The following is a 26548-nucleotide window of genomic DNA, read 5'->3' as shown; positions in this document are numbered from 1 at the left end:
GGCAGCCACCCTGCCGCCGCCGTCTCCCGCTAGATAAGTACCGAACACCTAAGCCACAGTCGTTTTTCTCGCCAACCAACCGCCGTAACGATACACAGGGACGCGAAGTGGACAGACAGGGATTGCAATTTATGGAAGTCTCCCGTATCCGCGCATTGCGCGGGCCGAACCTCTGGAGCCGTCACACCGCCATCGAGGCCATCGTGACATGCACCGATCTGGAATACTCGATCGGCAATCTGGCCGGCTTCGAAGCCCGTCTGCGCGCCCGCTTCCCGGAGTTGCCGGCGCTCACGCCCGACGCTGAAGAGCGTCCGGTGTCGCTCGCGGACGCACTCGCCACCACGGCGCTGCATCTGCAAGCCGCCGCCGGATGTCCGGTCACGTTCAGCCAGACGACGCAAACCATCGAACCGGGCACTTTCCAGGTCGTGGTGCAATACAGCGAAGAACCGGTCGGGCGTCTGGCGTTCGACCTTGCGCAACAGCTCATCCATGCCGCGCTGGAAGATGGTCCGTTCGATCTCGCGGATGCGCTCTATCGCTTGCGCGATCTGGACGAAGACGTGCGTCTCGGCCCGTCGACCGGCTCGATCGTCTATGCGGCGGTCGCACGCGGTATTCCGTACCGCCGTCTGACCGAAGGCTCGATGGTGCAATTCGGCTGGGGCAGCAAACAGCGACGCATTCAGGCAGCCGAGACCGATCGGACCTCCGCAGTGGCCGAATCCATTGCGCAGGACAAGGATCTGACCAAGACGCTGCTGCATGCTGCCGGTGTGCCGGTACCGCTCGGCGGCACCGTGCGCGACATCGAAGACGCCTGGAAACTGGTGCAGGAAATCGATGCTCCGGTCGTGGTCAAGCCGCGCGACGGCAATCAGGGCAAGGGCGTGGCCGTGCGACTGCGCACGCGCGAAGAAATCGAAAAGGCGTTCGAAGCGGCGCAGGACATCTGCCGCGACGTCATCATCGAGCGCTACATTCCGGGCCACGACTTCCGCTTGCTGGTCATCGGCAACAAGCTGGTGGCCGCCGCACGTCGCGACCCGCCGCAAGTCACCGGCGACGGCGTGCATACCGTACGCCAACTGGTCGACGCGGTGAACGCAGATCCGCGCCGCGGCGAAGGCCATGCCACCTCGCTTACGAAAATCCGCTTCGACGACATTGCGCTGGCCACGCTGGCAAAACAAGGTTTGAACGCCGACTCCGTGCCTGACGCTGGCGCGCGCGTCGTCCTGCGCAACAATGCCAATCTGTCGACCGGCGGCACCGCCACCGACGTGACCGACGACGTCCATCCGGAAATCGCCGCACGCGCCGTGGCGGCCGCGCAGCAGGTCGGTCTGGACATCGCCGGTGTCGACGCCGTGTGCGAAACCGTCATCAGACCGTTCGAAGACCAGGCGGGCGGCATCGTGGAAGTCAACGCCGCGCCGGGCCTTCGCATGCACCTTCAGCCGTCCTACGGCAAAGGTCGCGCGGTCGGCGAAGCCATCGTCTCGACCATGTTCGAAGACGGCGACGATGGTCGCATTCCGCTCGTCGCGGTCTCGGGCACGAACGGCAAGACGACCACCGTCCGCCTGATCGCGCACCTCATCGCCCAGCAAGGGTTGCGCGTGGGCATGACCGGCACCGACGGTATCTATATCAGTGGTCAGCGCATCGACACCGGCGATTGCAGCGGCCCGCGCAGTGCGCGAAACGTGCTCATGCACCCGGACGTCGATGCCGCCGTATTCGAAACCGCACGCGGCGGTCTGCTGCGCGAGGGGCTCGCCTACGACCGTTGCGACGTTGCGGTCGTGACCAACATCGGCATGGGCGACCATCTGGGGCTGTCGTACATCAACACCGTGGAAGATCTGGCGGTGCTCAAGAGCGTAATCGTGCGCAACGTATCGCCGCGAGGCATGGCCGTGCTCAATGCTGCCGACCCGATGGTCGCGCGCATGGCCGACGCCTGCCCGGGCGATGTGACGTACTTCGCGGTGGACGCGGCGCACCCGGTGCTCGCGACCCATCGCGCCAAGGGCAAACGTGTGGTCTACGTCGACGGGGGGCATATCGTGACGGCGCACGGTGGCGAAGAAACGCGCTACGCGTTGTCGGCGATTCCGCTCACCCGCAACGGCGCCATCGGTTTCCAGGTCGAGAACGCGATGGCAGCCATCGGCGCCGCCTGGGCGCTGGCGATCGATCCGGCGACCATTCGCGCCGGGCTGCTGACGTTCGTGAACGATGCGGGCACTGCCCCCGGTCGTTTCAACGTCTTCGACTACAAGGGCGCGACGCTGATCGCCGATTACGGCCATAACCCGGACGCCATCGCGGCACTCACGCAGGCCGTCGAGACGATGCCGGCGCGTCGCCGCTCGGTGGTGATTTCGGGCGCGGGAGATCGTCGCGACGAAGACATTCGCCGTCAGACGGAGATTCTGGGTGACGCGTTCGACGACGTGCTGCTCTATCAGGACCAGTGCCAGCGCGGCCGTGAAGACGGTGAAGTCATCAAGCTCCTGCGCGACGGTCTGGTAGGCGCCACCCGTACCCGCCATATCGACGAGATCAACGGCGAGTTCGTCGCCATCGACACGGCGCTGGCTCGCCTGCAACCGGGCGACCTGTGCCTGATCCTCATCGATCAGGTCGACGAAGCGCTGGCGCACATCGGCCAGCGCGTTGCTGAGGCCAGCGCCCGCTGAGTCTTCTGATACACCGGTCAGTCTGACCCGACCAAGCCTTGTCCGGGAGCCAACGTCGGCTCCCGGCACGTCCGATGCCTTCAGGCACTTGCCATCAGCGCACGCCCCTGGGGAAGTGTCATCGCGTTCCAGCTATCTGAGATGCCGATGCCGACAGCGGGCTGGAGGGTGCTTTCGAACCGGCACCCGACACGACCGATGCGTCGACAGGTCGCGCCGAGAGCAGCAGTTCCAATGCCTGCGCCCCGTCAATGAAGTCCGACGCATCGAGGGGACGCTCACGCTGCGGATGCATCGTCGTATGCGCGAGCATCTCCCGCTTTGCGTGTTCGCTGACGACGTGGTACGTCGTCTCGTCCGTGCCATCGCGGGAGACTCGCAGCAGCAACCACCGACTGTCGAAGGGCTCATTCAGGAACATTGCCTGAGCCGCATCCAGGTGGATGACGTAATTCGGCCCTGCGAGACGCTCCTGCGGCATGAGCGTCTGGACACGCGCGTGAACGACCGAGCGGATCAGCGTCGACACGTTGTCCGGCGCTGCCCCCAAGCCCCCCGATCCGTAATGTTGCCGCACTTGCCTCAAGTGAAACGCCTGTGCGCGCTGCATGGCTTGCACATCGGCATCGATGCCCGACTCAAGCGTGCCCGGCAGGCACGCGACGACGGCGTCATGGATGCTCGCGGCACTGAGCATTCGCCCCTGACTCTCGAATACCGTCGCACAGAACCTTGAGATGCGCTCAATCGCGACGTAGTCTGCGCGGCAGGCGTCGATCAACGGCCTCACGATGTCTCCGACGTCCTGATAACGCGCCGCCCCAAGCACGCTCAGCAGTTGCGCCTCACCGCGCATCATCAGTTCATCGGCAATGGCAGCGTCACCCGCCTCACGCAGACGTATGCCCGCGCTGATGTACTGTATGGCCGCCTCCATCGGCGCGTTGGCATCCCGGAAATGCAGCGCGGCCAGCGAGTGCTGTATGCCGACTTTGTACGAATGCTGCACCCGCATGTCGTCCGGCGCCACGATGTTGCCGTCGTGCACGCGAATGGCTTGTGGGGCAAGGTCGCCTGCCTGGTCGGCGAGAATCCGCGCCATCTCCTTGCGCAGCGCCGCCGCACTTGCATCGTCCCTCAGCCAGTTGAATAGTCGCGCGAAAGGCTCACGAAACGCCACGCTTCTGGCTTCGGGCCTGAGGGTCTCGAGAATCGACGCAACGAGGGGACGAATTTCGGCGGCGTCCAGCTCGGGCAGCAGGCTGCCATCCGCACCGATCACGGCGTGTAGCAACTGCCCTGCGGTGACCGGATTTCGCCCGGCGACGCGGCGCAGCGCCTGCAATACCGTCGTGGCACCGTCACCCAGATGCGCGAGCAGCAGATCCGTCGCCTCGCGCTGCGTCAGACACAGAGCTCCTGGCCCGAACACGTTGCCGATCAGCGCGCAACGAAACCCCGTGCCCGGCACTTCCATGGCGAAGTACTGCTTGTCGGTCACTTCCAACGCGGCCGCGTCTCCCGCGGACCAACGCCCCACGATGCCGTCGCGAACGTCTTGGGTCAATGCGCCGAGCAGACGCGGCGCCAGGGTGCCGAGTTGTGCGCTGAATGCACTGTCCTGCAGATGCTCGACACCGACGGCAAATGTCGCCAGATGCGCCCGTGCCAGATGCTCTGCAATCGATCGCCGTGCTTCACCGTCTTTGAAACCGAGGCGAAGATACCGCCAGTTCTCGGGATGCAGCACCGCCATCTCCAACCAGTCGACGAGTCGCGTCAGTTGCGCCGAGCCCGGTGCGCTTCGCTGCACCTCAGCCTCGAACTCGGCCAATACCGACGTCAACCGCTGCCCCGGCGCAATGCCGCTTGCCGTCTCCGTCGTCGCGCCGATGCGCGACCCACTGATGCCTGGAATCAACGTATTTCTCCTTCACAAGCCTCGTTTGCGTCGGTTACCTCGACAGCAACGCGAGTGCCTCGTCACCATCGATGAAGTCATTGCGCGTCACCGTCCTGTCGAAATAAGGATGTCGACTCCCGGTCTTGCAGAGTTGCTCACGCGTCTCGTCGATCACGAGATGGTAGACACCGGTGCCATCGCCCTGCTCCCCCATGTGCCAAAGCAGCCATTCGGTGTCCGCGTCCGGATCGAACGCCTCGAACAGAATCGGATCCTGCCGGGCGTCGAATCGAATGACGGCGCCGATGACCTTCAGCCCATCCGCCGAACTCAACGCGTGCAGACGTGCCGCGATGGCCGACCGAATGCGCGCCGGGACATCTGACTGGGCGCGCACGAAATGTCGCTCGTAGCACGCCAATGCACCGGCCACGTCGATATCCGCATGCCGTTCAATCCTCTCGCGCATGAACCCGGCTGCCAACGCGTGCGTTTTCGCCGCGGCATGGTGATGACCACGCCGGTCGAACGCCTCGGCACAGCGCGCGCAAATCCGGCTCAGTGCGTCCCAGTCGGCGCCATAAGCCCCAGCGGCATCTTTCAACGTCGACCGAACCTCCGAAAACGCACCGCAACTCGCCAGCTTTTCAGCGGCAGCGGCATACATTGCTGCAGCCAACGGACGCTCTCCGGCGGACGAAAAGCTGCTCGCCGACGCCAGCAGTTCGGTCGCGGCCAGGCGCGGCTCGATCGCCCTGTCATAGTGGAATGCCGCCAGTTGACGCTCGATGGCTGCACGGGTGTGATTGATCCTTGACACCTCGTCTGCCCGCTCCCGTCCGCTCAGGTTCGGGTCAAGCGCGAGTCCGCCGCCCTGCTCGGCGTGCAGGGACCGAACGCTTGCCGTCAGCGCGTGCGCTTGCGCCGCACGTTTTTCGTCTCCCATCCAACGGAAAAATCTGGCGAACGGTGCGCGAAGCTCGACAGTCCCGTCCTCGCACTTCAACTTGTCATGCACGGCCGCCGCCAAGGCATGGATCTCGTCACGATCGAGTTCGGGCGGCAGACTGCCGTCCGGGCCGATGACCGCACCGAGCAGTGTATAAACGACGCCGGGATGGAGGACAGCCATTGCGGGAAGGACCGTGAGCACGGGACCGCTCGCAAAGTCACCGTCGACCTGCGCCAGCAGCAGCCGTGTAGCCTCATGTTGCGTGAGACGCAGCCCGCTCTGCGACAGGCCCTTAGCCGTCAATGCGCAGCGAAAATCGGTGCCGGGCAAGTCCACCGCAAAGAGCCCCTCCCTCGTGACGTACAGCCGAGACCCGTTGGGTTCGGACCAGCGCCGCACGATCTCGTCCCGGACATCCGGCGCCAACACGCCGAACACCTTTTCGTTCAACTCGTCGAACACGCGCATGCTGCACGCCCCCAGCACATGCCGCAGTCCGCCGGGCAACGCGGCCAGATGGCTGCGCGCGAGTTCTCTGACGGTATCCGTACGGTCGACGCCACGCTCAAAGCAAGGCCCGATAACGTTCCATCCATGATCCGCACTCCCGGCCTTCAGGAGTTCCGCACCGGCGACGAACAACTCTCTGGACGTCGCCGAACACGTCTCGGCAAGCGCCGCGATGACGCGCATCGCCTTCGGCAAGCGCGCCTCGGGATTGGCAATAGGGAAGTAAGGCGATATCACGCTCTTGAGCGTGTGCAGCAATTGCGACGTCATTGGACAAGGAAGACGCGGACTGTGTGTCCCCGCACATGGCATGGCGATAGCCCAGTGTCCCACCATGCCTTTGTGCAGGCGTGCACAAATCGCTCAGACCGAAGCGCCTGCAGGTGCCGCTGCGCCGGCGACCGGCGGTTTCGCCGTGAGCAGATCGAGGGCCTCGATCCCTTCAACGAAATCGGTCGCGACCAGTGTGCGATGCATACCGCACATTCACTTGCGCCATATCGACGTCTGCAGGCTTCTTCTCCAGCCAGTCAAGCAGGCGATGCGACGAGATCGTGCGTCATCGCCGCACTGACGTACAGGCCCTGCTTCATCAATGCCTCGGCACATCGCGTGCCGATCCTGCTCACGGCACCCACATCGTTTTCGTACGCGGTGATCGCGTCGGTGAGCGCCTGCGAAATGTCTCTGAAAGTTTCAAAGCCTGCTAGTTTTTCGGCGGCATTCGCGTACATGCTGGCGGCCATCCGATCGTCTCCGGCGCTCGCATAGAGCTATGCCGACGCAAGATACTGCTCGGCGGCCGACTGCGGCGCGGCGTCGCGATCGAGCGCGGGCGACACACCGATCCACGATGTCGGCGCGGATCTCGGGGCGCATTGCCCGCACCAGTTGTGTCGCGAAATTGTCGAGTTGTGCGTTGCCCACGACACGATGCACGTGTGCCATTCCGGTCGAGGTCGTCGTCACGTGATTTCTGACGACAGCCTTGACGAAGGCACTGCGGCCGACATGCCGCTCGAAGCAATGTTTGAGGCACTGCCAGGCGTCATTTTTCGTGAACGCCGCCTCGACCCGCTCGATCGCCCGGGTCAGTTCGGCAGCACCCGGCGAGCAGGTTTGCAGGCACGACTGGAGTGCCTGCATCGCGGCGGCCGCTTGCGCAGACTGCGGCTCGTGAGGACGGCACGATTGAATTGCGCTTCTGAGCGCACCGAGGGCGCCCGAAATCATGATGCGTCTCCGCCTGATGGCGGCACCGAGGGCATCGAGGCATTGTCCGATGTCTCGGCGTCGCTGGCCCGGCGGAACATTTCGACGCAGACGGCCCCCAGCGCAAAGTCCCGGTCGGCGAGCGGGCGCGTCAGGTACGGGTGCCGACGCGTCTGATTCGGCAGTGCCACTCCTCGCTCGTCGGTCACCCGCTTGGTCAGCATGCGCCAGGACGCTTTCGTAATCGGCGTATAGATTTCGACCCCATCGGTGCGCTGACCACTCATCAACAGTAGCCACTCGGTCGGTTCTTCCTTGTCGAAAGTCTCCGCCAGGAACGGATCGGTCAGGTCCTCGAATTTGATGATGTACCCGTCGCCCACCAGCACTTTCCCGGCACCAAGGGACGCGCTGTTCGTTTCGATCGCCCGACGGACCAGCCCGGCGAAGTCACGGTCCTTGGCTGCAGCCGGCAGACCGCCCTTTACGAAACACGCGTCAGCGGTGTCCCGGTGCGTGGAAGCCAGCGTTGCCATGGTCTCGCGATCAATGCGACTGTCCAGACCGGCCATGAGGTAGTCTGCGACCACCTCGTGCGTCGCGGCCGCACTCAAATACAGCCCTCGCGCCTCGAACGCTTCGGCACATAGCGACGCGATACGACTCGACCTCTGCAAATAGGGACCGTAGTTGCCGAAGGCGTTGAACATCGCCTCGCCCACGCTCGGGAACAATGCGAAACCGGCGAGTTTTTCGGCCGCCAGCGCATATTTTCCGGCAGCAGCAAGCGGATCGTGCGCATCTTCAAAAGCTTTCGCCGACGCCAGCAGCGCATCGACCGCCGCGCGTGGTGTGGTCTGGTTCATCGCGCGGACCTGCGCCTGCAAGGTCAGCTCACGCGCGGTAGCGCTCGAAATGGGGGCCGCGCTCGATGCATCGTTCGTCGCCGGGCGGACCACCGTCGACGCGCCGCCGCGCAACCAGTTGGCCGGTATCGTCAGTCTGACGACGCCGCCCGATTGATCCGCACGCTGCGTGTCGCCCATCCGACGAAACAGTCTGGCGAACGGCGCCCGGCCCCGGGCGTCCCCGCGGCTCATCAGCGCATCGTGCGCCGCATTCGCAACGGCACGCACATCCTCCTGATTCAATTCCGGTAACACGTCGCCGTTCGCGTCGATGGCGGCACTCAACAGGGCGTAATTTTCGGCCGATCGGTCCGCGATCCCGTCGCGCAGCGCGCGAAGCACCGTCCCACCGGGTGGCGCCCCTTCCGGTCTCGCGAGCAGCAGTTGCGTGGCTTCGCGCTGCGTCAGCGCAAGCCCCTCGCTACCGAAACACCCCCCAAACAAGGCGCAGCGCAGATCCGTTCCGGGGATCTCCAGGGCGATGAATCCCTGCTCGGTCATATGTACCGCCGTGCTGTCCGGATTCGACCAGCCGTCGACGATGGCATCCCGGACAGTCGGCTTGAGCGCCTTGACGACGCTGGCGGCCTCCGAATCCAGCACCGCGTAGGGAAACGTCTGGCGCACGTGGGCCAGTCCGGTGTCAGTCGTCGCGAGATGCGTTCGTACCAGTCGTTCGACGAACACCTTGCGGCCCGATTCCGGCGAAAAGCGCTGTTTGAGCGCGTGCCAACCGTCGCGCTTCAAACAGGCATTTTCGACGGTCTCGGCGGCTTCGGTGATATCGGAAGCGCCCGGAGAGCCGCCGCGCAAACTGTCATGCAAGACATCCAGCGATTGATTCAGCCGCGCCGAGGAAGACTCGAGATTCCGGCAGGGATGGATGGCGCTTCGCAGCGCATCGAGCGCGCCGGTAATCATTGCGTGCCTCTGTGCGGCGGGTTCGATGCCGTCGACGAGCCGTGGAATTGCGGGAGTTCAGGCCCGCCGGCAGCGCCCGCGCGGCCGAGGCAAAGACAGTGATGAAACGGCAGACGTTGCGTGATCGATATCGTCATGGTGGGGTTGGCGAGAGGCGGTCGGTGCCGCCCCCCTCTGCGCGTGGTGAAAGTGCCCAATTTTTCCATTAGGCCATTTCACACGCGCGCAGAAATCGCTCAAACCACTACTTCCTGCGGTGCCATCTCCGTGCCGTACGTCGCCCAGCGTTGATCCCCGTCGGCCACGGCCACGGTCGGCTTGCACTGCCCGGCGGTCTCGTCGAGTCCCTGCAATAACGGGCAGCGCTCGAAGATTTCGGCGATGAAATCCACAAATACGCGCACCTTCGGAGACAGATGGCGGTTGTGCGGGTACACCGCCGAAATCGGCATGGGAGGCGGCTTCCACTGATGCAGGATCTCGACCAGTTGCCCCGATTGCAGATAGGGCAGCGCCATGAAGCGCGCCAACTGCACAGTTCCGAAGCCTGACAAGCCGAGTTGCAGGTAGGCCTCGGCATCGTTCACGGCGACCGAGCCCTGCATGTGAATTTCGACTTCCTTGCCATCGACGACGAATTGCTCCTCGATGATGCGTCCCGTGCGACTCGAGAAGTAATGCACCGCCGTGTGACGTTGCAGGTCGTCTAGCGTATGGGGCATGCCCATGCGCTCCAGATAGGACGGCGACGCGCACGTCAGGCTTTGAAACATGCCGACCCGGCGCGCGACGAGGCTCGAATCCTGTAGCGTGCCCACGCGCAACACGCAATCGACACCCTCCTGAATCAGATCGACAGGCTTGTCGCCCATGCCGACCATCAGTTCGATTTCCGGATAGCGGTCGTGAAATTCGCACAGCGACGGCAGCACCACCAGTTTGCCGAGCGAGCCCGGCATGTCGATGCGCAATTTGCCGCGCACACGCTGACTGCTCTCGCGGAACGACGATTCCGTCTCCTCGATGTCCGCGAGAATGCGCAGGCATCGCTCGTAATACGCCGCGCCGTCAGGCGTGAGATTGAGCCGACGGGTCGTTCGCTGAAGCAAACGCGTGCCCAGATGCGACTCCAGGTTCTGAATGATCGTGGTCACCGAGGTGCGCGGCAACCCGAGGTTGTCGGCGGCACGCGAGAAGCTGTTCGCCTCGACCACTCGCGTGAAGACCTGCATCGCTTGCAAGCGATCCATGATATTTCCCCATTGAAAACACTGTTGCACTGGCCGGTCCGGCGAAATTTCGCTCCCACCGCAACTGCATATGCTTATTGGTCGGCGGCATAAGCCAATACCTATAAGGCTGAGACCGATTAGTCGAGCTGGCCGAACAGTGTTGCCAAATTATAGGCGTTTATCCCAATGTCCGTGGCCTCTAGACTTCGCTCCATCCAATGTCATCAGAGGGGTATCGCTCGCGCGAGCCCAAAGCCATATGTCAGTCAATGCCAAGTCGAAGCCAGGGCAATCGGGAAAACCGGGGGCAAGCGCCAAGACTTCCCGCACCGAGGACGGACTGCGCATCGAAGAGGTGAGCATCCCGGGCCATGTTGCCCCGGTGACGCTGCGGCTATATCGGCCCGTCGGCCTTAATTTGTCCGGCGCGGCCGCCGAGCACGCAGGCCAGCCCGGCGTGGTCGTGCCGCTCGAAGCCCATCTGCCCGCCGTGCTGTACTTCCATGGCGGCGGCTTTTGCAAGGGCTCACTCGACGACGGCGACGCCGCAGCGCGCTACCTCGCCGCGCACGTGCCGGCACTGGTGGTCTCGGTCGGCTACTCACTCGCGCCCGAGCATCCGTTTCCTGCGGCCCCGGAAGACGCCTGGTGCGCCGCCCTCTGGCTGCATCGCCATGCCCGCCGCTACGGGGCGAGCACGCGCCGGCTGGCCGTCGTGGGTCACGACGCGGGCGGCAACATTGCGGCCGCGCTCACGATGATCGCCCGCGACCGCGGCGAGATCAGCGTGGCCGCGCAGGCGCTGCTCGCACCGTTGCTCGATCCCAGCATGACGCGCCTGGCGGACGGTCGCACGCCGAGCGACATCGAAGCCAGCGAGTGCGCCCGCTGCTATCGCGCCTATCTGCCGCATGCCACACAACGCCTGCATCCGTATGCCGCACCGCTCGAATCACGCCGTCTCGCGGGCCTGCCGCCCACGCTGATCGCCTCCGCCGAACACGACCTGTTGCACGTCGAAGCTGAAAAATACGCTGCCGAGCTCATTGCGGCCGGCGTGCCGACACAAGTGACGCGCCATCGCAGCGCCTCCCATTACGGCCTGGCCGCCCTTCCCGCCGCGCTGCGGGAGGTGGCCACGTTCCTGACACGCCGGCTGGCACCGCCTGTTACCGGCTCTACCCAGTGAGTCCATCCGATCCCGGAGATTTGAAAAAATGACCACCCTCGCTCGCAAACCCGTCCTTATCGCCGCTGCCGCCACCGCCGCGCTGCTGGCCATCGGCACACTCACCGTCGTGCGCGTCGACGCCAGCACACCCGCCGCGCAGGTCATGCCTTCCGTGGAAGTCGACGTTGCCAATGTGCTCTCGCGAACCGTCACCGATTGGCAGAGCTATTCGGGTCGACTCGACGCGGTCGACCACGTCGATATCAAGCCGCTCGTATCAGGCACCATCACCGCCGTGCATTTCAAGGACGGTCAGCTCGTGAAGAAGGGAGATCCGCTCTTCACGATCGACCCGCGTCCGTATGCCGCCGAAGTCGACCGCGCGGCGGCACAGCTCGCGTCCGCGCAGGCCCGCGACGTCTTCACCAGCACCGATCTGGCTCGCGCGCAGCGCCTGATCGCGGATAACGCCATCGCGAAGAAGGACTTCGACCAGAAGGAAAACGCGGCGCGCGAGGCCGTCGCCAACGTGAAGGCCGCCAAGGCCGCGCTGGAAACCGCTCGCATCAATCTCGGCTACACGCAAATCGTGGCGCCGGTGGCGGGTCGCGTCTCGCGTGCGGAAATCACGGTCGGCAACACCGTGTCGGCCGGCGCGCAGTCGCCCGCGCTGACCACGGTGGTGTCCGTCTCGCCGATCTACGCCGCCTTCGACGTCGACGAACAGACCTACCTGCGCTACCTCTCGAAGGACACCGCCAAACCGAACGGCGTGCCGGTCGATCTGGGTCTCGCCAACGAATCCGGGTACTCGCGCAAGGGCACGGTGTACTCGGTCGATAACCGTTTCGACACCACGTCCGGCACGATCCGCGTTCGTGCACGCTTCGACAATGCCGACGGCGCGCTGGTCCCCGGCCTGTATGCCCGCATTCGCGTGGGCGGCGGCGAGCCGCACCCTGCGCTGCTGGTGGACGAAGCCGCGGTCGGTACCGACCAGAGCAAGAAGTACGTGATGGTGGTCGACCAGGCGAACAAGGCGCAATACCGCGAAGTCCAGCTCGGTGAACGCCACGGCGGTCTCGTGGAAATCGCCGGCGGCCTGAAGGACGGCGAGCGCATCATCGTGAACGGCCTGCAACGCGTGCGCCCGGGTGACGTCGTCTCGCCGAAGGTCGTGAAGATGGCCGGAGACACCGGCGAAGGCCACGATGTGGCCACGACAGCCGTCGCGGGCGCAGGGAGCAGTGATGCTGCCAAAGTCTCCGCCCAGTCGGAAGCCAGCGCCAACGGTACCCGCAACGCTGAGGACACCAAAGCGACACAGAAAACTTCGCAAAACGGCAGCAAGACACAGTCGGTTGCGACGAGCACGGCGAAGCAAGCCGCTTCGCGCTCGTGATCGACGTCGTACGTCCGTTGCGCGAAATGCGCGTGCAGGCACACAGCAACATTGCACGCTGAACGACACCCCAGAGTTTCGTCATGAACATCTCAAAATTCTTTATCGACCGGCCCATATTTGCGGGCGTGCTTTCGGTCCTCACGCTGCTGGCCGGCCTGATCGCCGTGTTCCAGCTGCCGATTTCGGAATACCCGGAAGTGGTTCCGCCGTCGGTCGTCGTGCATGCCCAATACCCCGGCGCGAACCCGAAGGTGATCGCCGAGACCGTTGCGTCTCCGCTCGAAGAGCAGATCAACGGCGTGGAGAACATGCTGTACATGCAGTCGCAGGCCAATAGCGACGGCAACCTCACCACGACGGTGACCTTCCGTCTGGGCACCGACCCGGACAAGGCACAGCAGCTCGTGCAGAACCGTGTCTCGCAAGCGCTGCCGCGCCTGCCGGACGACGTGCAGCGCCTGGGTGTGACGACGATCAAGTCCTCGCCCACGCTCACGATGGTGGTGCACCTGATCTCGCCGAACGACCGTTACGACATGACGTACCTGCGCAACTACGCGCTCATCAACGTCAAGGATCGCCTCTCGCGCATTCAGGGCGTCGGCGAAGTGCAGTTGTGGGGCGCGGGCGACTACTCGATGCGCGTCTGGCTCGACCCGGCCAAGGTTGCCCAACGTGGCCTCACGGCATCGGACGTGGTCAGAGCCATTCGCGAGCAAAACGTGCAGGTGGCCGCAGGTGTGATCGGCGCGACGCCGGCCGGCCCGAACACGCCGTTGCAACTGAACGTCAACGCACGTGGCCGTCTGAACACGGAAGAAGAGTTCCGCGACATCATTCTGAAGACGTCGCCGGACGGCGCCGTGACCCATCTGAGCGACGTGGCCCGGGTGCAACTTGACGCTTCGTCCTACAGCCTGCGCTCCTTGCTCGACAACAAGCCGGCCGTCGGCCTCGGTATCAACCAGTCTCCCGGCGCCAACTCCCTGCAAATCTCGGACGACGTCCGCGCAGCGATGGCGGACCTGCAAAAGGATATGCCTCCGGGCGTCGAATACCGCATCGAGTACGACCCGACGCAGTTCGTGCGCTCGTCGATCAAGGCAGTGAGCCACACGCTGCTCGAAGCCATCGCCCTCGTGGTGCTGGTGGTGATCGTGTTCCTGCAAACGTGGCGTGCGTCGATCATTCCACTGCTCGCCGTGCCGGTGTCGATCGTCGGTACGTTCGCCCTGCTGCTCGGCTTCGGTTACTCGATCAACGCGTTGTCGCTGTTCGGGATGGTGCTGGCCATCGGTATCGTGGTGGACGACGCCATCGTGGTGGTCGAGAACGTCGAGCGGAACATTGCGGCGGGACTCACGCCCAAGGAAGCCACTTATCAGGCAATGCGGGAGGTGAGCGGTCCGATCATCGCGATTGCGCTCACGCTCGTGGCCGTGTTCGTGCCGCTCGCGTTCATGTCGGGTCTCACGGGGCAGTTCTACAAGCAGTTCGCCATGACCATCGCCATCTCGACGGTGATCTCGGCCTTCAACTCGCTCACCCTCTCGCCGGCCATGGCCGCCCTGCTGCTCCGCGACCATCACGCCAAGCCGGACTGGCTCACGCGCCAGATGAACCGTTATCTTGGCGGCTTCTTCAACGCCTTCAACCGCGTGTTCCATCGCGGGTCGGAGAAGTATGGCAATGGCGTCACCCGCGTGATCGGCCGCAAGGCCGTCATGATGGCGATCTTTGCCGTGCTGCTCGGTGTCACGGTGTTGCTGGGCAAAGTGGTGCCGGGCGGATTCGTGCCCGCGCAGGACAAGGAATACCTCGTCGCGTTTGCACAGTTGCCCAACGGGGCGTCGCTCGACCGCACGGAGAAGGTCATCCGCGACATGACGGACATTGCGCTGAAGATCCCCGGCGTGAAGAGTTCCGTGGCGTTCCCGGGGTTGTCGGTCAACGGCTTCACCAACTCGTCGTCGGCCGGTATCGCGTTCGTCATGCTCAAGCCGTTCTCCGAGCGTAAGGACAAATCGATGTCGGCCGCCGCCATCGCCGCGAAGCTCAATGCCGAATATGCGAAGAACAAGGATTCGTTCATCGCAGTGTTCCCTCCCCCGCCGGTGATGGGTCTGGGTACGCTCGGCGGCTTCAAGCTGCAAGTGGAAGACCGTGGCGCACTCGGCTACGAGGCCCTGAACGACGCGACGCAGGCGTTCATCAAGAAAGCTTCGCAGACGAAGGAGCTGGGCCCGACGTTCTCGTCGTACCAGATCAACGTACCGCAGTTGAACGTCGATCTCGACCGGGTGAAGGCCAAGCAGTTGGGCGTGCCGATCACCGACGTGTTCGACACCATGCAGATCTACCTCGGCTCGCTGTACGTGAACGACTTCAACAAGTTCGGCCGCGTGTATCAGGTCCGTGTGCAGGCCGACGCGCCGTACCGCGCTCATGCGGAAGACATCGGCCTGCTCAAGACGCGCAATACAAGCGGCGACATGGTTCCGCTCTCGTCTCTGGTGAAGGTCTCGCCGACGTACGGTCCGGAAATGGTGGTTCGCTACAACGGCTATACGGCTGCCGACATCAACGGTGGTCCGGCGCCGGGCTATTCGTCCGGGCAGGCGCAGGCCGCAGTGGAGCGCATTGCTGCCGAAACGCTGCCGCGCGGTGTGAAGTTCGAATGGACGGACCTGACGTATCAGCAGATTCTCGCGGGCGACTCGGCGCTGTGGGTGTTCCCGATCTCGGTGTTGCTGGTGTTCCTGGTGCTCGCCGCGCAGTACGAAAGCCTGACGCTGCCGCTGGCCGTGATCATGATCGTGCCGATGAGCATCATGTCCGCGCTGTTCGGTGTGTGGCTGACCCGGGGCGACAACAACATCTTTACGCAGATCGGTTTGATGGTGCTGGTGGGGCTTTCCGCGAAGAACGCGATTCTGATCGTGGAATTTGCGCGAGAACTGGAAATGCAGGGACGCACCGCGATTGCGGCCGCTATCGAAGCCAGCCGTTTGCGTCTGCGCCCGATTCTGATGACGTCCATCGCGTTCATCATGGGTGTGGTGCCGCTGGTGACCTCGACCGGCGCCGGCTCGGAAATGCGTCACGCGATGGGGGTGGCCGTGTTCTTCGGCATGATCGGTGTGACCGGATTCGGTCTGATCCTCACGCCGGTGTTCTACGTGCTGCTCCGTACGCTGGCTGGCAAGAAGCCGCTGCATAGTGCGCACGCGTCGACCATGCCCGCCAACGTCAAGGCCGAAGTCTGAAGGATGCCAATCATGCAATCGCAATGGATGAAACGCAGTCTGGGTGTGTCGGGGTTGCTCGCCACCCTGCTGGTGGTGGCGGGCTGCTCGATGGCCCCCACGTACGAAGTGCCGAAGGTGACCGACAAGGGAACGCCCACCGCATTCAAGGAAGCGTCCGCTCCCTCGCTCGCCCCGGGTGAATCCGGCACGTGGAAGACCGCCGAGCCGTCGGAAGCCATGGCGCGCGGCGAATGGTGGAAGGTGTTCGGCGATGCCGCACTCGACAAGCTGGAAGAAGACGCCCTGTCGGCCAACCAGAACCTGAAGGCCGCCGCCGCGCGCGTGCAGGAAGCCCGCGGCGTGCAGCGTCAGGCCCGCGCAGCGCTGTTCCCGACGCTCGACGCCGGCTTCGGCCCGTCGCGTCAGAAGGTCTCGCCGGCGTCGCAGATGCAACCGGACGGCACGAACATCGCGCCGTACACGCTGTGGCGTGCGCAGGCGAGCGTCGGCTACGAGGTCGATCTGTTCGGCCGTGTGTCGGATAACGTTGCCGCCGCCCGTGCCGATGCCGAACAGAGCGAAGCCCTGTACCGCTCGGTGCAACTGGCGCTGCAAGCGGACGTCGCGCAGAACTACTTCAATTTGCGCGAACTCGACGCCGAACAGGCGTTGTACACGCAAACGGTCACGCTGCGCGAAGAGGCGCTGAAGCTGGTGCAGCGGCGCTTTACCGAAGGCGATATCGGCGAACTGGACGTGGCACGCGCCAAGGCCGAACTGGCCACCGCGCAGTCCGATGCCCTCGCCGTGGCGCGTCTGCGTGCCGCGTCCGAGCACAGCCTGGCGATTCTGCTTGGCAAAACGCCGGCCGAGTTCACGTTCGCGCCGTCGCCGCTGGTGCCGGTCACGGTCCGCATTCCAGCGGGTCTGCCCTCGGCATTGCTGGAGCGCCGCCCCGACATCGCCGCCGCCGAGCGCGCGATGGCTGCGGCGAACTCGCGCATCGGCGTGGCGAAGGCAGCCTTCTTCCCGTCGCTCTCGCTGACCGGCTCGGGTGGCTTCGAAGCCGCCACGCTGGGCGACCTGTTCAACTGGTCGAGCCGCACGTTCCTGCTCGGCCCGGTGGTCGGTGGCCTGCTCTCGATGCCGATCTTCGACGGCGGCGCGCGCAGCGGCAACCTCTCGCGTGCGCGTGCGCAGTACGAAGAGGATGTGGCGAACTATCGTCAGCAAGTGCTGGTGGCGTTCCAGGAGGTCGAAGACAACCTGTCGAACCTGCGTCTGCTCTCGCAGCAAACGCGGGCGCAAGACGACGCCGTCAAGGCTTCGAGCCGCGCGGCGCAACTCTCACGCACGCAATATCAGGAAGGCTCGATTGCGTATCTGGATGTCATCGACGCCGAACGCACGGTCTTGCAAACGCGCCGCAGCGCCGTGCAACTGGCCGGAGCGCAGGCGGTATCGACGGTCAACCTGATTCGGGCGTTGGGCGGTGGCTGGGGCGACTTGCCCAAGTCGCCCGAAACGACGGCGCCCGGCACGGCCGAAGGTGCCGCCGCCCCGACGGCCAAGGCCTCGACGGTCAACGGCGCCACGGTGGCGGCTCGCTGAGCGTACGTGGGCGCACGTGGGCGCACGTCGTGAACCACGTGAGCCGCAGTACCGAGTTGCCGTGACGGCACGGCAACCGTCGTGACGCCCGCCCCCGAGGGTGTCACGACGAAGTGAATGTCAGGAATGCACCGAGCCGGCGGCCGCGCTCGTACCCCCAAGACGAGTGGCCCGCTGACCTGCCCCCGACGCGGGCCAGGCGAGCCGCCGGTCCCGGTGCACCCGCGCTTCTTTGCGTAAACACGAGATAAGCACGACATAAGCACGAGATAAATACAAGATAGCGAGCGCGCGAGAGCGCGCAGAAGATTTCTTCCCTGCGTCCCTGCTTGCCCGGCGCATGCCTCAGGTCAAAAGACATTGGGCATGTCCGGGCGTTTTTTTTGCCGACGATGGTAGGATGACCGTACGGTTTGCCGCGTTCGTGCACCACAGAGTGGACATGGGCGCGACGACCGTCGCTGGCAAGTCATCTCGAATGCTTCCCCCGCGTTCGGTCTTTCGACCCTACGATAAGGAGTGCAAACAATGAAGATGCGCAAGACACTGTCGCTTTGCCTCGCCGCCGGTCTGGCGGTTTCCTCATCCCTCGCGCTGGCTCAGGGCGGCCCACCGCCGCAAGGGGGGCCGGGCGGTCCACCGGGACACCAACCGGGCGGGCCGCATGGCGGGCCTCCGGGCCATGGCCCTCAGAAAAACAAGCATGGCGGCCCGCCGCCGCGCGCTCAGGGCGGTCCCGGCGACGATTCGTCCTGGCAGCACCCCGACTGGCGCAAGGGCGATCGCGTACCGCAGCAGTATCGCGACGCCCAGTACCGGGTCGACGATTACCGCCAGTACCATCTCGACCCGCCCAAGCGGGGTCACCACTGGGTTGGCGTCGGCGCCGACTTCCTGCTAGTCAATAGTTCGGGCGTCATCGTCCAGATCGTGGGCGGACACTGATCAGCGTCCGGCGTCCATGACATTTGACGTCGCGACGTTCCGCTGATTTGCCAGCCATGCGGCAGGGTACTCCACCCTGCCGCGCCTCATCGACAGCCAACGCCGGTCGCACTTCGCCTCCGTCGTCCCGGCTAGACGACCCTCAGCTTCCCGGCGTAGCAACGTTCCCGCTCTATCCGTCCCGTTTTCCTCGATTTGGTGCATCGCCTCGATATCAGTCGCCGTTGGACGCTGATTTCGCTGCGTTGCAGCATTAAAATCACGCGCTTACTCTGCCCCAATCCATCGATATACGATATATCATGCACAAAATACCAAAGAACCGACCCAATCGGGTACGGCGGGTGCGGCGGATGGAGCGGGATGAGATGGCAACGACACGACGTGATGTGAGGGACTGGATGGCGGGTTTTCTGCCCGCCGTGGCAGCGGTCCACTGGCGCGAGCGGCTTCGCGCCGGTCTGGGTGCCCTGTGCGGCATTGGGATCACCGGTGCGCTGATGCTATGGCTGCTCGGCCCGACCAGCTACATTCCGTGGCTGGTCGCACCGATGGGCGCCTCTGCCGTTTTGCTGTTCGGCGTGCCTGCCAGTCCGCTCGCACAACCCTGGTCGATTCTCGGCGGCAATCTCGTCGCGGCCGTCGTCGGTGTGACTTGTGCCATGTTCATCCCGTCGCCCGTCGTCGCCGCCGCTACGGCGGTGGGCGTGGCGATTGCGTTGATGTTCACGCTGCGCTGCGTGCATCCGCCCTCGGGCGCGGTCGCGCTCACGGCAGTGCTCGGCGGCCCGTCCGTTCACGCCCTCGGCTACGGCTTTGTGCTCGAACCCATCGCGCTGCAATCGGTGCTGCTTCTGAGCTCCGCCATCGGATATCACGCGCTCACCGGCCACCGCTACCCCCACGCGATGCGTGCGCAGGCACCGGTGCGTCCGGTCAATGCCCAGGCAATCCCGGTCACGACAGCGGACGCCGAAAAAGCCCTTGCCCGCCGCAGCGAACTGCTCGACATCTCGGCGGACGATCTGGCCAGCCTGTTGCGCGACACGCAACGCGAGGCATTCGCCCGGCGTGCACGAGAACTGACGGCGGCCGACGTCATGGCGCCGCCGCTGGCCAAGGTGCAGGCGCATGAAGACGTCCCGGCAGCGTGGCGTCTGTTGCAGCGCCACGGGTTGGACGCCCTGCCGGTCGTCGATGGCGACGCGCGCGTCATCGGTCTCGTGACGCGTCATGATTTGCACACCCGCCGCGCCCGCCGACAGCGCTGGCCGCGCTTTGGGATGTCGCTCGTCGCGCGGGGCCAGCGTCCGGCCGTGCGCGATCTGATGCAGGGCGATCTCCCGTCGGCCACCGCCGGCATGCCGCTCTCGGAACTGGTGCCGCTGCTCGTGACGCAACGTCACGGTACGCTGCCCGTACTCGACGACGCCGCGCGGCTCGTCGGCGTTGTCACGCACGCCGAAGTGCTTCGCAAGGTCATGACGGCCTAAGCCGCACTTCGGCACGTCCGAACATCGAAACGTCTGCGATGCCAACCGGCGTCGCAGATCTGCCTCCTTCGCCTTCGCTTCCGCCTTCCCCTCACCTCCGCGTCAGTTCACTCGGCGCTCTGCGCCTTCATGCGCCACGTCACGCCGCACTTGCCCGCGCGCGATACCGCAGCATCCGACGCCCGCTCCCTCGCAGACCTGCGATTGTCAGCTGTGTGGCGATCTGCAAGAATGGCTGCGGCCTAACGAATCAGCGGTCCGAACCAGCAGTTGAGCGCACCAGCGCACCGTCACCACACAGCTTCGATCGACGAAGCGATATTCGCTCAAGGGGAAACATGGAACCGATCACGTTCAGACAGTGTTTCAAAGGCGCCTGGATCGACGGTCTCAACGCGTTGCGCAACCGGCCACTGCTCACCATCACCATTGCCGTGGTCATTCTCGTGACGCTGGCGCTTGGCACGTCGGTCAAGCAACTCGCCGCCGATGCCGCCCAAACCGGCATGCCCGCGGCGTACCGATTGAAACTCGCGCTTGTGTCGCTGGGCATCGGCTTTGTGAACGTCGTGGCGTTCTCGACACTTGCCGTTCACGCCGTGCGCTACGTCGTTCTCGGGCCGGAGGTCGCGCGTGGGACAGCCTGGTATCGCGACGTCGGTCGTTACGTGTGGACGTCGATCCAGATCGGGATTGGCTTCGGCGTGGTCTCGGCAGCGATCATGGTGATCGCCGTGCTGACGATGCGCTTGTCCGGCGAGGGAAACTCGTCGGCCCTTGCGATGACGCTTCTCGTCCTGTTGATATGCCTGGGGATATTCGTCGCGATCCGCCTCTCGCTGATTCTGGCGCAGGTCGGCGCGGGGCGCAGCAAACGCTGGCGAGCTGCGTGGCAAGACACGCGCGGTCACTTCTGGTCGATTTTCGGCACCGGTCTGGCCATCGCCGTGCCTGTCGTCGTCGGCGCGCTCGTGATCCTGGTCGTTGTCGAATTGCTGGTCAGGATGACCGGTAGCACAACGGTGCTGGTGCTCGCCGCGCTGATCCTGCAAGCCGTCATCTCCGTTGTGTGGATGGCTGTCCTCTGTGCGGGCAACGGCTGGATCTACCACCGATATGCGAATCGCCTTCTCGATCTGGAAGGCGCGCCGGACGACGTTTGAACGGATACCGATACAAAAGGGGCGCAGGTATGTGACCTGCGCCCCGTCGTGCCTTCGGCCTTATCGGCGTCTGCCGCTACCGGCATCGTCAGCAATTAATGGCCTCGTTGGCCTCGTTGGCCTCGTTGGCCTCGTTGGCCTCGTTGGCCTTGTTGGCCTTGTTGGCCTCCTCCGCCTCATCCGCCTCCTCGGTCGCGCCCAACCTCAAGCGGCGTTCGCTGCCGCGACACCGGCGTCCAGCGCCCCATAGCGCGCATAGTCGCCGAGACCGTCCGGCCATTGCGTGAGCACCTGAAAGCCCGTCTCGGTGACGGCGACCATGTGTTCCCATTGCGCGGAGAGCGAGCGATCGCGCGTGACAACGGTCCAGCCGTCGGCCAGTTGCTTCGTGTCCGGCTTACCCGCATTGACCATCGGTTCGATGGTAAAGATCATGCCGGGGCGCAGCGTCAGTCCCGTGCCGGGGCGCCCGTAATGCAGCACCTGCGGGTCGTCGTGATACGTGGTGCCGATGCCGTGCCCGCAGTAGTCGCGCACGATGCTGAAGCCTTCGCGGTGTGCGACCGTCTGGATTGCGTAGCCGACATCGCCGAGCGTCGCGCCGGGACGCACGGCACGAATGCCCGCAAGCATCGCCTCGTACGTCGTGTCGACCAGTCGCTTGGCGAGAATGCTCGGCTTGCCCGCGTAATACATGCGGCTCGTGTCGCCGAACCAGCCGTCCTTGATCAGTGCGACGTCGATGTTCACGATGTCGCCATCGTGCAACTTCTTGTCCCCGGGAATACCGTGGCAGACCACATGATTCACCGAAGCACACACCGTCTTCGGATAACCGTGATAGCCGATGTTGGCCGGAATCGCCTTCAACTCGTTGACGATGAAGTCATGGCAGAGCCGGTCGAGCTCGTCGGTCGTGACACCGGGCTTCACATGCTCGCCGATCATCGCCAGCACCTGTGCGGCCAGTTCCCCGGCGCGGCGCGACAGGGCAATTTCTTCGTTCGAGCGGATGACAACGCGTTCGCGCACCATTAGGCCACCTTGTTCAATACGGTGACGGGTGCACCGGTTGCTGGAGAAACGACTGCGTCGGTCTGACCGACCGGCGCGCCTTCGGATTCGATGAGCCGACGGCAAATCTCACCATAACTCATCGTGGGATTCAGTTCGGCAAGCATGCCGACGCGCAGCCAATGTTCGGCTTGCGCATTGATCGAGCGGCTGAGCGCGCCGCTGGTGTTGCGCAGCGCCTCATGCATTTGCTCCGATATCTTCACGATACCCATGGGGCAGGCTCCATATATACGAAATAGCTACGAAACGTATATTACCAGCCTTGCCTCGAATTGTCTTCACCCCAAATCAGGATCCGCCCGCCGATTGTTCCGTCCGCGCAACTTCAAGTTACTGAACCACGTATATTCGCTAAGCGCGCCCGCGGCTATCCTGTCTCGCACATTCAAACGGTCGCGAGCAGACGCAGAGGTATGAACATGGGCAATGGGAACAAGGACAACGGCGCCAACGATTTCATGCGGATTTCCGACGTGGTCACCGGGCATGACATGGCCATTCGCGACGGTTTCCGGGCCAAGCACTTCAGCGAGCAGGCCTTTGGCGGGCTGATGGATCCGGTCGTCATGCTGGACCACTTTCACATGACAGCCCCGACGTTCGCCCCGCACCCGCACGCGGGCATCTCCGCAGTCACCTACATGTTCGAAGACGCCGTGGGCGCACACGTCAACTATGACTCGCTCGGCAACCACGGCCCGATCCTCCCCGGGGCGTTGCACTGGTTCGCCGCCGGACGCGGCGCCGTGCATACGGAACAGCCCGAAGGCGATGGGCATCATGCGCACGCGTTGCAGATCTTCGTCAATCTGCCTGCCTCGCAGAAGTACGACGCGCCTTATGCTTTCGACGTCGCGCCGGCGCAAGTGCCCGAGGTGCGCGGTACCGGCATGCGCGTGCGTGTCGTCTCCGGGCAAAGCCATGGACTGCACGCGCCCGGCAACGCCCGGTTGCCGCAACCCTTCACGCTGCTGGACGGATTTCTCTCGAACGCCGCCGCGTTCGACTATGACCTGCCACGCGGGTGGAACGCGACCGTGTGCGTCATTTCCGGCGTGCTGCATGTCGACGTCGCGGGATCGCAACGCCAGTTGCAGGCCGGAGATGCCGTCGCGGTCGGTCTGCGCGACGACGCGACCGACGCTTGCGTCACGCTCGTCATGCGTGCCGCAAGCGCCGAGGTCGACACGCACTTCGTCGTGCTGTCCGGTCCTGCGCTGAACGAACCCATCGCCAAACACGGCCCCTTCGTCATGAACTCGGTCGAGCAAATCAACGACCGCATCTCGGCGTACCAGCGCGGAGAATTCGGTGAACTGGACGACGACCAGTTCCCGCAGCTGCGCGCCTATCGCGCACAGCCATAACCGTCACCGCCCACGTCACTGCGACGGTTCTTCCCTGCCCTTCGCTCCGGTTCGCTCATATCTGCCTGCTGTGCGCGGCCTGCCCGGTCCGCGCGGATGCGGGCGACGCCGTGTCGTCCTGACGGCCACCCTTGCCGAACGCGACCCCACTCATCAGCGCCAGCCCCCACGCGCCCACGACGCCATACACCATCACCCAACCGAATCCATGCACCAGCGCCGCGTGAACGATCTGCCCTTGCGGATCGGCCGCGGCGAGCGCCACATTGCCTTGCGCCACGGATTCCAGACTGCCGGCTGCCACCTTCTCTGCGAGGGAGCGCAGTGAAGGTGCGTCAAATCCCGATGGCAGCGCCCGGGTGAGATACGCGCCAACGCCCTTGAGCAGAATGAATCCCATCACGGCGATGTTGATGGCAAGGCTGATCAGTCGCGCGCTCATGTCGATCCCCGACGCCATGCCAGCCCGATTCGCCGACACCGCCCCGGTCGCGGTATTCGTGACCGGCGTGTTCGTCAGGCCCAGTCCCACGCCGCAAAGCACACAGCCGGGCAACATCGTGAGCCAGCTTGCGTGCGCCATGCCTGAGCCGATCTTCATCAGCAGAAAACCCAGACCGATGGTGAAGAGGCCCAGCGGGATGACACGGCGGGCGTCGAATCGTAGCGACAACCGTTCAGCAAGCGGTGGCACGACGAGGGTAGGCAGTGTGTAGGCAAGCAGCGACAGCCCGGCATTGACGCTCGTGTAGCCGAGCGCCCCCTGGAAATAGATCGGCAGATAGATCATGAACGACCAGTAGCTGAAGTTCATGCCCATCGAACCGAACATCGCACCGGAAAAGCGTCGAATACGAAACACGGCGAAATCGAACATCGGGCGCGGACTGCGTTTCTCGACCCAGACAAACGCGATGAAGCTCGCCGCCGTTGCAGCAGCGATGGTGATCGCCTGTGCACTGACCATGCCGAGATCGGGTCCCTGCGTAATGAAGTAGACCAGGCCGAACGTGGCAAGCGAGAGCATGACGATGCCTGGCACGTCGAGATAATGCGCATGCGGATCGCGCGACTCCTGCACACCGGTCAACACCAGTGCGATCGCCACGAGCGAGAGCACCACGTGCACCAGAAAAACCCACTGCCAGTCCGCCACGGCAACGATCATGCCGCCGATGATGGGCCCGAAACCCAGACCGATGCCGAAGATGATGCCCCACGCGCCGAACGCCTTGCTGCGCTCGCGCCCTTCGCGAAACTGGTGCGAGAGCACCGCGACCTGACAGATCAGCATGGCGCCGCCGCCCATGCCCTGCAAGAAGCGGCTCGCGATGAGCACCGGGGCACTTTGTGCCAGCCCGCAGGCGAGCGACGTCAACGCGAAAACCACGATGCTGATCAGGTACACACGACGGCGTCCGAAACGGTCGGCGAGCGTGCCGGTGGCCATCAGCACCGTCGTGCAGGCCAGCGTGTAGGCATTCATGATCCATTGGATCTGTCGGAAGTCGGCCTGCAAGACGCGCTCCAGTGTGGAGAGCACCGTCGGCACGCTGGAGATCTCCAGGCCGAACATGAGGGACGTGAGGCACACGGCGGCGAGCGCCACCGCGTTTCTTGATGCGGGTGTGTGAGTCATGGGAATCACCGGATTGGATAACGTCGGAGGTAATATATCGGGAATACTTTTCCCTATTACTGACATTTCGTCCCACAATAAGGGACGCATAAGACCGAATATTTCTCCGGTTGTCTTACAGGAATTCCACATGACGAACGAACTCGACGGCGTCGCGGTCTTCGTGCAGGTCGTCGAAGCGGGAAGCTTTACGCTTGCCGCCGAACGCCTGCACCTGACGCGCTCCGCCATCGGCAAGGTGATTTCACGGCTGGAAGCGCGACTGGGTGTGCGACTGCTGCATCGCACGACACGCAGTCACACGCTGACCGAGGCGGGGCGCGTCTATTACGACCGCTGTGTGAGGGCATTGGCTGAACTGGACGCCGGTGCGGCGGAAGTCGAGAGCGGGCTGAGCGAGCCGCGTGGCAGATTACGCGTGAGCGTGCCGATTGCCTTCGGCCATCAGTGCGTTGCGCCAGTGCTATTCGCGCTCGCGCGTCAGCATCCTAAGCTGCAAATCGACATCTCGTTTTCCGACCGGGCCGTCGATCTTATCGAAGAGCATTTCGATCTCGCCGTGCGCATCGGCGATCTGCGCGATACCACACGGCTGGAGGCGCGACGTCTCGGCACGCAGCACCTGAGCATCGGCGCATCGGCATCGTATCTCGCGCAGTACGGCAAGCCCGTTGCTCTCGAAGACTTCGCCGGGCACACGGGCATTTCGTATTCACGCAACGGTACGGCATCCGCATGGCAGGTGCTCGACGCCGATGGCAGCGAGCGAGAACTGCCAATCACGCGACAGCTGAGTCTGGACGACGTGCAGGCCATCGCCGACGCGGGCATCGCCGGTCTTGGGCTCGTCTACCTGCCTTGCTGGTTGCTGGAGCGACACATCGCGGCCGGTAAGCTGGTTGCCGTGCGAGAACTGTGTGGCCCGCGTCCGCTCCCGATTCATGTGGTGTGGCCGAAGACACCTTACCTGCCCTCGAAAACGCGGTGCGCCGTCGACGCCCTCGTCGCCGAAATTCCGAAGCTCAAGCTCGGCTGATCTACGCCCGATCGCCATGCCTCGCCGGCACGCCATTGCAGGGA

18 protein-coding genes are annotated in these 26548 nt (G+C 64.2%); 10 read left to right on the top strand and 8 right to left on the bottom strand.

Features of this window, described 5'->3' with window-relative positions:
* Positions 1–131: 131 nt before the first annotated feature.
* Positions 132–2711: a cyanophycin synthetase gene (cphA, locus tag PCA31118_RS02745; protein ID WP_150622724.1), complete on the top strand. Its 2580-nt coding sequence runs from the start codon at positions 132–134 to the stop codon at positions 2709–2711.
* Positions 2712–2829: 118 nt separating this feature from the next.
* On the opposite strand, the gene PCA31118_RS02740 is transcribed toward cphA, so the two are convergent.
* The 5 genes from PCA31118_RS02740 to PCA31118_RS02720 form a co-directional block, all read right to left on the bottom strand.
* Positions 2830–4632, bottom strand: coding sequence for a hypothetical protein (locus tag PCA31118_RS02740; RefSeq protein WP_150622723.1), 1803 nt, complete (start codon positions 4630–4632; stop codon positions 2830–2832).
* A gap of 34 nt (positions 4633–4666) precedes the next feature.
* Positions 4667–6346, bottom strand: coding sequence for a hypothetical protein (locus PCA31118_RS02735; RefSeq protein WP_150622721.1), 1680 nt, complete (start codon positions 6344–6346; stop codon positions 4667–4669).
* A 260-nt stretch (positions 6347–6606) separates the two neighbouring features.
* Positions 6607–6822, bottom strand: a complete 216-nt coding sequence (locus PCA31118_RS02730) for a hypothetical protein (RefSeq protein WP_150622719.1) — start codon at positions 6820–6822, stop codon at positions 6607–6609.
* Positions 6823–7305: 483 nt separating this feature from the next.
* Entirely contained in the window at positions 7306–9117 is a 1812-nt protein-coding gene (locus tag PCA31118_RS02725) for a hypothetical protein (RefSeq protein WP_150622717.1), read from the bottom strand.
* A gap of 236 nt (positions 9118–9353) precedes the next feature.
* The gene (locus PCA31118_RS02720; RefSeq protein ID WP_150622715.1) at positions 9354–10367 is read right to left on the bottom strand and encodes a LysR family transcriptional regulator; all 1014 of its coding nucleotides are present in this window, start codon (positions 10365–10367) and stop codon (positions 9354–9356) included.
* 241 nt (positions 10368–10608) lie between these two features.
* On the opposite strand from PCA31118_RS02720, the gene PCA31118_RS02715 reads away from it, so the two are divergent.
* From PCA31118_RS02715 to PCA31118_RS02685, 7 genes are all read left to right on the top strand, one after another.
* Complete coding sequence (locus PCA31118_RS02715; protein WP_150622713.1) at positions 10609–11538, top strand: alpha/beta hydrolase; 930 nt, start codon at positions 10609–10611, stop codon at positions 11536–11538.
* Positions 11539–11566: 28 nt separating this feature from the next.
* The gene (locus PCA31118_RS02710; RefSeq protein WP_150622711.1) at positions 11567–12922 is read left to right on the top strand and encodes an efflux RND transporter periplasmic adaptor subunit; all 1356 of its coding nucleotides are present in this window, start codon (positions 11567–11569) and stop codon (positions 12920–12922) included.
* An 83-nt stretch (positions 12923–13005) separates the two neighbouring features.
* Positions 13006–16191 carry an efflux RND transporter permease subunit gene (locus PCA31118_RS02705; protein WP_150622709.1) on the top strand — a complete coding sequence of 1062 codons (3186 nt, stop codon included), beginning with the start codon at positions 13006–13008 and terminating at the stop codon, positions 16189–16191.
* A gap of 12 nt (positions 16192–16203) precedes the next feature.
* Complete coding sequence (locus tag PCA31118_RS02700) at positions 16204–17784, top strand: efflux transporter outer membrane subunit (RefSeq protein ID WP_150622707.1); 1581 nt, start codon at positions 16204–16206, stop codon at positions 17782–17784.
* 528 nt (positions 17785–18312) lie between these two features.
* A complete protein-coding gene (locus PCA31118_RS02695) occupies positions 18313–18729 on the top strand; it encodes an RcnB family protein (protein ID WP_150622705.1) in 417 nt (138 codons plus the stop codon).
* A 368-nt stretch (positions 18730–19097) separates the two neighbouring features.
* Positions 19098–20222: an HPP family protein gene (locus PCA31118_RS02690; protein ID WP_150622703.1), complete on the top strand. Its 1125-nt coding sequence runs from the start codon at positions 19098–19100 to the stop codon at positions 20220–20222.
* A 338-nt stretch (positions 20223–20560) separates the two neighbouring features.
* A complete protein-coding gene (locus tag PCA31118_RS02685; protein WP_150622701.1) occupies positions 20561–21385 on the top strand; it encodes a hypothetical protein in 825 nt (274 codons plus the stop codon).
* Positions 21386–21589: 204 nt separating this feature from the next.
* Here the strand turns inward: PCA31118_RS02685 and map are convergent, their stop codons facing one another.
* Positions 21590–22420 (bottom strand): type I methionyl aminopeptidase, encoded by an 831-nt coding sequence (map, locus tag PCA31118_RS02680; protein WP_174990307.1) that lies wholly within the window; start codon positions 22418–22420, stop codon positions 21590–21592.
* A complete protein-coding gene (locus tag PCA31118_RS02675; protein WP_150622699.1) occupies positions 22420–22674 on the bottom strand; it encodes a ParD-like family protein in 255 nt (84 codons plus the stop codon). The genes map and PCA31118_RS02675 overlap by 1 nt, the downstream gene beginning before the upstream one ends.
* A 201-nt stretch (positions 22675–22875) precedes the next feature.
* Between PCA31118_RS02675 and PCA31118_RS02670 the strand changes: the two genes are divergently transcribed.
* Positions 22876–23829, top strand: coding sequence for a pirin family protein (locus PCA31118_RS02670; protein ID WP_246190021.1), 954 nt, complete (start codon positions 22876–22878; stop codon positions 23827–23829).
* Positions 23830–23884: 55 nt separating this feature from the next.
* Here PCA31118_RS02670 and PCA31118_RS02665 read toward each other — a convergent pair whose 3' ends face one another.
* Positions 23885–25468, bottom strand: coding sequence for an MFS transporter (locus PCA31118_RS02665; protein WP_150622697.1), 1584 nt, complete (start codon positions 25466–25468; stop codon positions 23885–23887).
* 130 nt (positions 25469–25598) lie between these two features.
* On the opposite strand from PCA31118_RS02665, the gene PCA31118_RS02660 reads away from it, so the two are divergent.
* Positions 25599–26504: a LysR family transcriptional regulator gene (locus PCA31118_RS02660; protein ID WP_150622696.1), complete on the top strand. Its 906-nt coding sequence runs from the start codon at positions 25599–25601 to the stop codon at positions 26502–26504.
* The last annotated feature ends 44 nt before the right edge of the window (positions 26505–26548 follow it).

Source organism: Pandoraea captiosa (assembly GCF_902459775.1).
GTDB lineage: Bacteria > Pseudomonadota > Gammaproteobacteria > Burkholderiales > Burkholderiaceae > Pandoraea > Pandoraea captiosa.
This window is presented reverse-complemented; position numbering and strand designations above follow the sequence as displayed.